Raw genomic sequence first — 7,949 nt, forward strand, 5'->3', positions numbered from 1 at the left:
CGACTGAGGCCCCCGCCTGCGCGGGGAAGCAGTTCGCTAGTTCGGGCGCAGGTCCTGCCCCTGCGGCGTTACCAGCGGCAGGTCTTCATAGGCGGGCTGGAAGCCGAGCAGGCGGTAGAGGTCGGGGCGGAGGTAGGGGAAAGCATCGCCTGCGTCTTCGTGGACGCGGGCACATTCGCCCAGGAACGTGTCGATAGTACGAAAAAGGCCGCGTTTCATGGGGTACCGTTTTTGTGCGGAATTGCGACGTGCCGACCCTTGCGCCGGGAAGGGTGAGTCGCGCCAAGTTATTCGACTTTCGTCAAATTTCGGCAATGTGATGGGTGGAAACACAGCTTCTCCAAAGCGCTGGAATGGCGGGAGAAGCTGTGTCCGCAATGCTTTCAGTCAGCGACGTTCAGTGCTGCCACCTCTGCCTTGGGCAAAGATGTTCCCATGCGAGCCGCCAGAGTAGGGGCGATGGCGCGCATGTCTATTGCGCCGAGATTGCGGGCCTTGGCCACGCCCTTGCCCATGATGAGGAAAGTGGAGCGCATTTCGGGCAAGGTGGGGAAATAGCCGTGCATCCCCTTGTAGCGCGACGGCTTGGCAAGCGGCGCCTGCGGATCAAAGCTTCCGGCAAGCGCGCCGGACTTCAGGTCCACATAGAAGCTGGCCTGCGGGTTGCCACCCATCTGCGCGATTTCAGCGCGGGCAACGATTTTCGCGATGTGCGCCTGCGGGTCTGCCGCCAGCTTGTCGAGCAGAGCGGCGACCATCCCGGTCAGCGCGGCGTCATCCGGGCGGGCGAGCACGACGGCGATGGAGCCGCCCGAAGGCCAGGGCATGGCGTCCCACGATGCCACCTTGCCTTCCGCGTTGAGCTTTATCAGCCCGGCATCGATGAACGGGCGGAACAGGTTGATCTCCGTATCCGTGCTTACAAAGCCATGATCGCTGACAACTGCGACGGTGGCATTTGGGCTTGCCGCCATTTCTGCCGCGACGAGCCTGCCGACTGCGGCATCGAGCCGTTCGAGAACGGCATTGGCCTGCGCGGTTCCGGGACCGAAAAGGTGCTCTTCGTGATCGAGCGCGGCGAAGTAGACGGTGAGGAAGCCGGGCTTCTTCGTTTCGATCAGGCGCACCGCGAATTTGGTGCGGTTCTCGTCGGCCTCGAGGCCTTCGTCGATACCATCGGCGTAGGGGCCACAATCGTGTTCCAGCGCGGCATAGAGGCCGGGCGTGGCGAGAGCTTTCAGCATCTTGCGGTCATCGGCATGGCCCGAACGCCAGATCTGCGGCATGTTCCAATCGAGCGCGGGAACGCCGACGCTGACCGGCCAGTGGATGTTGGCGGTGGAAAGACCGGCGGACTTTGCCGCGTCCCAGAGCGTTGGGGCGGTGATGTCCTGAGCAAACCAGTACCAGCCGCCGTAGTTGATCTGCTTCGGATCGAAGGTGGTGTTGCTGACGATGCCGTGGCGGGCAGGTGCAACCCCGGTGATCAGGGTGGTGTGGCTGGGATAGGTCACGGTCGGCAGATTGCCGGTGACGCTGGTTGCATAGGTTCCGTCGCTGAGGAAGCGGCGCAGGTTGGGAATTTTCAGCCCGCGCTTTTCGGCTTCAAGCACATCGTCAGGGCGCAACCCGTCGATGGAAATGAGCAGTACGGAAGCGGCTTTTGCTTCGGCCCTGACGGCGACGGGCGCCGCACTGCAGAGCAGCGCGACGCCCGCGACGAGGGCCTTTGCGAATGAAAGGCCGGGCATGATCAGAAGCCGACCTTGACCGTGGCGAACACCTGCATCGGCGCACCGGCCAGAAGGGTCTGGTTATCGCCGCTGAAGCCGAAGCCGTTGGACCCGATTGTGGCGACATAGCGCTTGTCGAACAGGTTCACGGCATTGAGCTGCAGTTCGACCGGCTGGCGCTGGCCGATGTCGAGACGGTAGCCGACGGTCGCGTCCACCAACGCGCGACCGGGCACTGAACGGTCGTTGAGGTAATTGAAGTAGCGCTTCGACATGTAGTTTACGCCGACCCGACCGAAGAACGTGTCGGTGTCATACGACAGTTCGCCCCGGAGCAGGTGCTTGGGCGTATCGACCACGGTCTTCCCCGCAGTCGGCTGGATGGTGGTGGTGCCGCCCGTGGTGATCACCACGTCATCGCGATACGTCGTGTCGTTATAGCTGTACGACGCAAATGCGCCGAACCCACCGGGCAGCTTCACGTCCACCGCAGCTTCGATACCGAGCGCGCGGACCGAACCAACGTTCTGCAGTGCATTGGTGGCGCCGACGATGCCGAGCGAGGTAGGAATGACCAGCAGACGATCGCGGAAGTTGACGTAGTAACCAGCGAGCGAGGCGTTGATGATCCCGGTATTGTAGCGCAGACCGGCTTCGTAGGTGTCCGAGCTTTCAGGTTTGATCGTGTCCTTGATGGCATCGAATCCAGCCTGCGTCGAGGAGAACGGCCCGCTGGTGGTGGACGCCTGATAGGCGCGGGTGACCTGAGTGAAGCCGGCGAAGGCTTCAAGGCCACCGTCGAACTTGTAGTTCAGGCCGACATGCGGCTGGAACCAGTCTTCGACTTTCAGATCGCCGGTGGCGCGGCTGTTGGTGTTCACCAGCGCAAAGGCGTTGGTGTCGACCGAATAGCCCTTCCAGCCGAGGTTGACCTTCAGAGCGCCAAGATTGATATCGTCGGACACGTAATATTGCAGCGTGTCGGTTTCGAACGCGATGGACCACTGGGTGGCGAAGGGGTTGCGCTGGAAATCGCGGTGATCACGGCCCGGATTGGTGCGGCTTTCATAGCCGTAGAAGCGGCGTGACTGGATGAAATCGTTCTTTTCGTACCAGCCGCCGATCAGCAGCGTGTTCATGCCGAATTCGCCCGTCCACGAAGCGAAGGCACCCTTGCGCTTGATATCGTATTCGGTTGTGCGGATCGACATCGGCACGCCCGAAGGGCTGGCGAGGTAGGGGGTGCCCCACGTGCCCTGACCATCGTTTTCGTGGTAGTAGCCCTTGATCGCGAACTTGCCGGTATCGCCGGTGGCGATGGTCAGGCCAAGCGAGGCGAGGGTATCGCGGCGCAGGCCCGATGCGTCATAATAGGCATCGTCGGCAATGACGAACGGCGAGGGGTAGGTGGTGCCCGCAGACGGATTGGTGGGGGTGACGCCGCTGTAGCCGGTGTTGGCCGCGATATCGGCGATGTTGATCGCTTCGGCATAGCGCGAGGGGCCGAAGTTGTCCCAGTCATAGCCGAGACGATCGATCATCTCGAGGCTGAGATCCTGATAGTCCTGCTCGGCACGATCCGAATAACTGATAGAGCCATCGAGATCGACGCCTTCGCCCAGCGGGAGAACACCACGGCCGTTGAACATCAGCGTGCGCTGCTTGCCGTCGCCCTTCCACTTGTCGCCATTCTGGTATTGGACCGAGGCATAGGCGCGGGCGCCGTCCTCGGTGCCGAAACCGATGCGGGCAAAGCCGCGATAGGTGTTTTCAGAACCATACGTGCCGCTGGCGGTGACGCCGAGCGCATCCTTCGGGTCGAGCGAGAAGAATTCCAGCGTGCCGCCAAGGTTGTTGGTCGACTGTGCGGCGATGGAACCGGAACCTTGCGAAACGCGCGTTACGCCGATGTTTTCAGGGCTGATCGCGCGGCTGATGTGCAACCCATTGGCATTGCCATAGGACATGTCGCCCAGCGGAATGCCATCAAGGTTGAAGCCCAGCTGGTTCTGGCTGAAGCCGCGAATGGTGACGCGGGTAGACCATTCGTAGTTACCGAAAGCGTCCGCCGACTGGAAATTGACCGAGGGGAGCTTTTCAATCGCCTTCAGCGGACTGGTGCCCGAAGCGAGAATGGTGAGTTCGGCGGTGGACAGTTCCTGCACCTGCCGGGTCTGGCCTGCGCCGAGCACGACGATTTCCGCATTTGCGGAATCGGCAGCGGCGGCTGCTTCTGCGGCGGGGGCGATGTTTTCGGCGGCAAAAGCCGGGGCAGCAACGAGCGAAGTGCTGGCAAGCAGCACGGCGACGATACGCATGATTTGATCCCTCATGTTCCACATTGGCGTGGTGAGGCGGCTGCTAGGCCTTCGCTGTTGCAGGATCGTGGAATTTCAGGGACAGATCAGGGACATGTCTGTGACGAAAGGTTGACAGCAATGTTCCGGGGTGTCGCTGTCACGTGAGTGTAACGCATCATGCGCAAGGGCTGGCATAATATCGGCAGGGGACTAGGCTTTGAGTATCGATGATCTGCCACCGGTGCAGGAACGTTTTTTCAATCGCGAGCTGAGCTGGCTGGCGTTCAACCGGCGCGTTCTGGCTGAAGCGGTGAATGCGGACTATCCGTTGCTTGAGCGGCTGCGGTTCCTTTCGATCAGCGGCAACAATCTTGACGAGTTCATGATGGTGCGCGTGGCCGGGATTGCGGGCCAGGTGCGGCGGCAGATCGACGAGCTTTCCATCGATGGGCAGACGCCGCAGCAGCAGCTTGGCGCTTTGCTGGAAGCGGTGAAGGAACTGATCGATGCGCAGCAGGACGTGCTGTTCGGGCTGAAGGAGGATCTGGGCGGGGCGGGCATTCGGCTGATCGACAACGATGTGCTGACCAAGGGCGAGGCCGACTGGCTGCGCGAATACTTTGAAGAACATGTCGTGCCGGTGCTGACGCCGCAGGCCATCGATCCGGCGCATCCGTTTCCGTTCATCGCCAATCAGGGCACAGGCATCCTGTTCCAGCTTCAGCGCGTGGCAGACAATGCCGGGGTGACGGAGATGATCCTGATCCCGCCTGCGTTGCCGCGCTTTGTGCGGCTGCCGGGCCGGGGGGCGGCGTGGATCGGCATCGAGGAACTGGTGCGGCGCCACGCAACGCTGCTGTTTCCGGGGTTCAAGATTCTGGGCGATGGCACGTTCCGCGTGCTGCGCGACAGCGATATCGAACTGGAAGAGGATGCCGAGGATCTGGTGCGATATTATCGCACGGCCATCCAGCGGCGGCGGCGCGGCAAGGTGATCCTGCTGCACCTGCAGGAAAATTTCGACGCCGACGCCGAGCGGCTGTTGCGCACGCAACTGCGGCTGGATCACGCGCTGGTGATCAAGAGCCGGGGGCTGCTGGCGATAAGCGGGCTGTCCACGGTGATCGACGAGGACCGGCAGGATCTGAAGTTCGATCCCTATAACCCGCGCTACCCGGAACGCATCCTTGAACATGATGGCGATTGCTTTTCCGCCATCCGCGAAAAGGATCTGGTGATCCACCACCCTTACGAGAGTTTCGAGGTGGTGATCGATTTCCTGCGGCAGGCGGCGGCGGACCCGGACGTGGTGGCGATCAAGCAGACGCTGTATCGTGCGGGCAAGCAATCGGCGGTGATCGCGGCGCTGATTGCGGCGGCGGAGGCGGGCAAGTCTGTTACCGCCGTGGTCGAGCTGAAAGCGCGCTTTGACGAAGAGCAGAACCTGATGTGGGCCGCGCAGCTTGAGCGCGCGGGCGTGCAGGTGATCTATGGCTTCGTGGACTGGAAAACCCACGCCAAGATCAGCATGGTGGTGCGGCGCGAGGGCGGCGGATATCGGACCTATTGCCACTTCGGCACGGGCAATTATCACCCGGTCACGGCGCGCATCTATACCGACCTGTCGTTCTTCACCGCCGATCCGCGCATGGGGCGCGATGCCGGGCAGTTGTTCAATTTCGTGACCGGTTATGTCGAACCGAAGCACACCGAACTGCTGGCGATCAGCCCGATAAATCTGCGTCAACGGCTTTACGAGTGCATCGAGCGCGAGGTGACCCTGGCCAGGGCCGGGCGGCCCGCAACGATCTGGGCCAAGCTGAACCAGTTGACCGATCCCGACCTGATCGACCGGCTTTACCTTGCCAGCATGGCCGGCGTGGAAATCCGGCTGGTGGTGCGCGGAATCTGCTGCCTTAAGCCGGGCGTGCCGGGCCTTTCGGAAACGATCGAGGTGAAATCGATCATCGGGCGCTTCCTTGAACACAGCCGCATCTGGGCTTTTGGCAACGGCGCGCGGATGCCCAACAAGCGGGCGCGGGTGTTCATATCGTCGGCTGACGGGATGAGCCGCAACATGGGCCGCCGCGTGGAAGTGCTGGTGCCGGTGAAGAACCCGACGGTGCATGACCAGATACTCGATCAGGTGATGCTGGCGAACCTGCTGGACACCGAACAGAGCTGGGAACTGGGACCGGACGGGGATTACGAGCGGTTCGAGAAAGGTGATCCTTCGTTCAACCTGCACGGCTATTTCATGACCAACCCGTCGCTCTCCGGGCGCGGGGCGGCGCTTTCCCGTGGACGAAAAGTTCCCAAGCTTGCGTTGCGACGCGGTGCGGCTAACCGTGGCTGAGTGAACAGCCCGCAGAGCATATACAGTTGGGAGCAATCCCGCGCGATCATCGACATCGGTTCGAACACGGTTCGGCTGGTGGTCTATGGCGGACCGCCGCGCGCGCCGGTGACGCTGCTGAATGAGAAGGTCACGGCGAAGCTGGGCAAGCATGTGGCCGAGACGGGGCGGCTTTCCGAAAAGGCCGTGGCGGGGGTGTTGGCGGCACTGGCGCGATACAAGGCGCTGATCGATCTGGCGGGTGTGCTGCAGGTTGATGTGGTGGCAACGGCGGCAGCGCGCGATGCCAGCAACGGCGCGGAATTTCTGGAGCGGGTGCGCGCCATCGGCTTTGCGCCCCGCCTGCTGACCGGCGTTGAAGAGGCCGAGACGAGCGCAACCGGGGTTTTGGGCGCGTTCCCGCACGCTGCTGGAATCGTCGGCGATCTGGGAGGTGGAAGCCTTGAACTGGTGGACGTTGCCGATGGCGGCACCAGCCACGGGGTTAGCCTGCCGCTCGGATCGCTGCGTCTGCCTGCGTTGCGCGCCAAGGGCGACCGCGTGTTCGTGCGTGAAATCGGGCAGATGCTGGCAGGCGCCGATTGGGCGGCAGAGCCAGGCACCGATCTGTATCTTGTTGGCGGATCGATGCGGGCGCTGGCGCGGGGCATGATGGTGCGGCTGGACTGGCCGATGGAGGATACGCACGGTTTTGCGCTTCCGGCAGCCGAAGCGCTGAAACTGGCAAGACAACTGGCGCGGCGCGGGCAGGCGCTGCAGCCGATCGAGGGCGTATCGTCGAGCCGGTTGGCCAGCATTCCCGATGCCGCCGCGCTGCTGGCGGTGCTGTTGCAGCGGTTGCAGCCGGGGCGGGTCGTATTTTCATCGTGGGGCCTGCGCGAAGGCGTGCTGTTCGGATCGCTTAGCGACGACATGCAGAAGCTGGACCCGCTGCTGGAAGGCGTCATGGCATATGTCGGCGGGATGGCCGTGGATGTTGCGCTGGTCGATGCGGCGGTGGCCTGGATGGCGGATGTGGTGCCGATGGCGCGCACGCCGCTGGGCCGCGCGGCGTTGGCGCTGTGTCTGGCGGCGGGGCGCGTGGAGCCGAACCTGCGGCGCGGCCTGCCTGCAGACTGGGGCCTCGCCAAGCGATGGGTCGGCGTGGACAACGCCGGGCGCGCGGCGCTGGCTGCGGCGCTTCGTGGCAGCGTGGGCAAGGCGCCGAAAGATGGCGCGGGGGCAGAGGTGTGGACGCGTCTGGCTTCGCCTGCGTCCCTGGCCGAAGCCCGCGGGCTGGGATTGGCGGCGCGGTTGTGCCGACGCATGAGCGCGGGATCGGCAGCGGTGATCAGTGCCACGCGGCTTACGGAAGAGAACGGCAATCTGCGCCTGACGAGCGCGGTGCCGCACCTGATCGGCGATGGATCATCGCGCGATCTGAAGGAACTGGCGCAGCATCTGGGGCTGCAAGCCTGATTGCTGGGAAAAGGGTGATGGTGGGCCCGGCAGGACTTGAACCCGCGACCTAGCCGTTATGAGCGGCCAGCTCTAACCAACTGAGCTACAGGCCCATCGCGC

General features: G+C 63.1%; 5 protein-coding genes and 1 tRNA gene. 2 read left to right on the forward strand and 4 right to left on the reverse strand.

Annotation, left to right across the window (positions count from 1 at the left end):
- Positions 1-36: 36 nt before the first annotated feature.
- The 3 genes from ACOVQ0_RS16530 to ACOVQ0_RS16540 form a co-directional block, all read right to left on the reverse strand.
- Positions 37-219 (reverse strand): hypothetical protein, encoded by a 183-nt coding sequence (locus ACOVQ0_RS16530; RefSeq protein WP_421886902.1) that lies wholly within the window; start codon positions 217-219, stop codon positions 37-39.
- A 164-nt stretch (positions 220-383) separates the two neighbouring features.
- The gene (locus tag ACOVQ0_RS16535; protein WP_421886905.1) at positions 384-1,751 is read right to left on the reverse strand and encodes an alkaline phosphatase family protein; all 1,368 of its coding nucleotides are present in this window, start codon (positions 1,749-1,751) and stop codon (positions 384-386) included.
- 2 nt (positions 1,752-1,753) lie between these two features.
- A complete protein-coding gene (locus ACOVQ0_RS16540; protein ID WP_421886908.1) occupies positions 1,754-4,051 on the reverse strand; it encodes a TonB-dependent receptor domain-containing protein in 2,298 nt (765 codons plus the stop codon).
- A gap of 199 nt (positions 4,052-4,250) precedes the next feature.
- Here ACOVQ0_RS16540 and ACOVQ0_RS16545 point away from each other — a divergent pair, with 199 nt between their 5' ends.
- Positions 4,251-6,389: an RNA degradosome polyphosphate kinase gene (locus tag ACOVQ0_RS16545; protein WP_421886912.1), complete on the forward strand. Its 2,139-nt coding sequence runs from the start codon at positions 4,251-4,253 to the stop codon at positions 6,387-6,389.
- The gene (locus ACOVQ0_RS16550) at positions 6,390-7,847 is read left to right on the forward strand and encodes an exopolyphosphatase (RefSeq protein ID WP_421886915.1); all 1,458 of its coding nucleotides are present in this window, start codon (positions 6,390-6,392) and stop codon (positions 7,845-7,847) included.
- Positions 7,848-7,865: 18 nt separating this feature from the next.
- Here the strand turns inward: ACOVQ0_RS16550 and ACOVQ0_RS16555 are convergent.
- Positions 7,866-7,942 (reverse strand) — tRNA-Ile (locus ACOVQ0_RS16555).
- Between the last annotated feature and the right edge of the window lie 7 nt (positions 7,943-7,949).

Source organism: Novosphingobium sp. (assembly GCF_049240505.1).
Lineage (GTDB): Bacteria > Pseudomonadota > Alphaproteobacteria > Sphingomonadales > Sphingomonadaceae > Novosphingobium.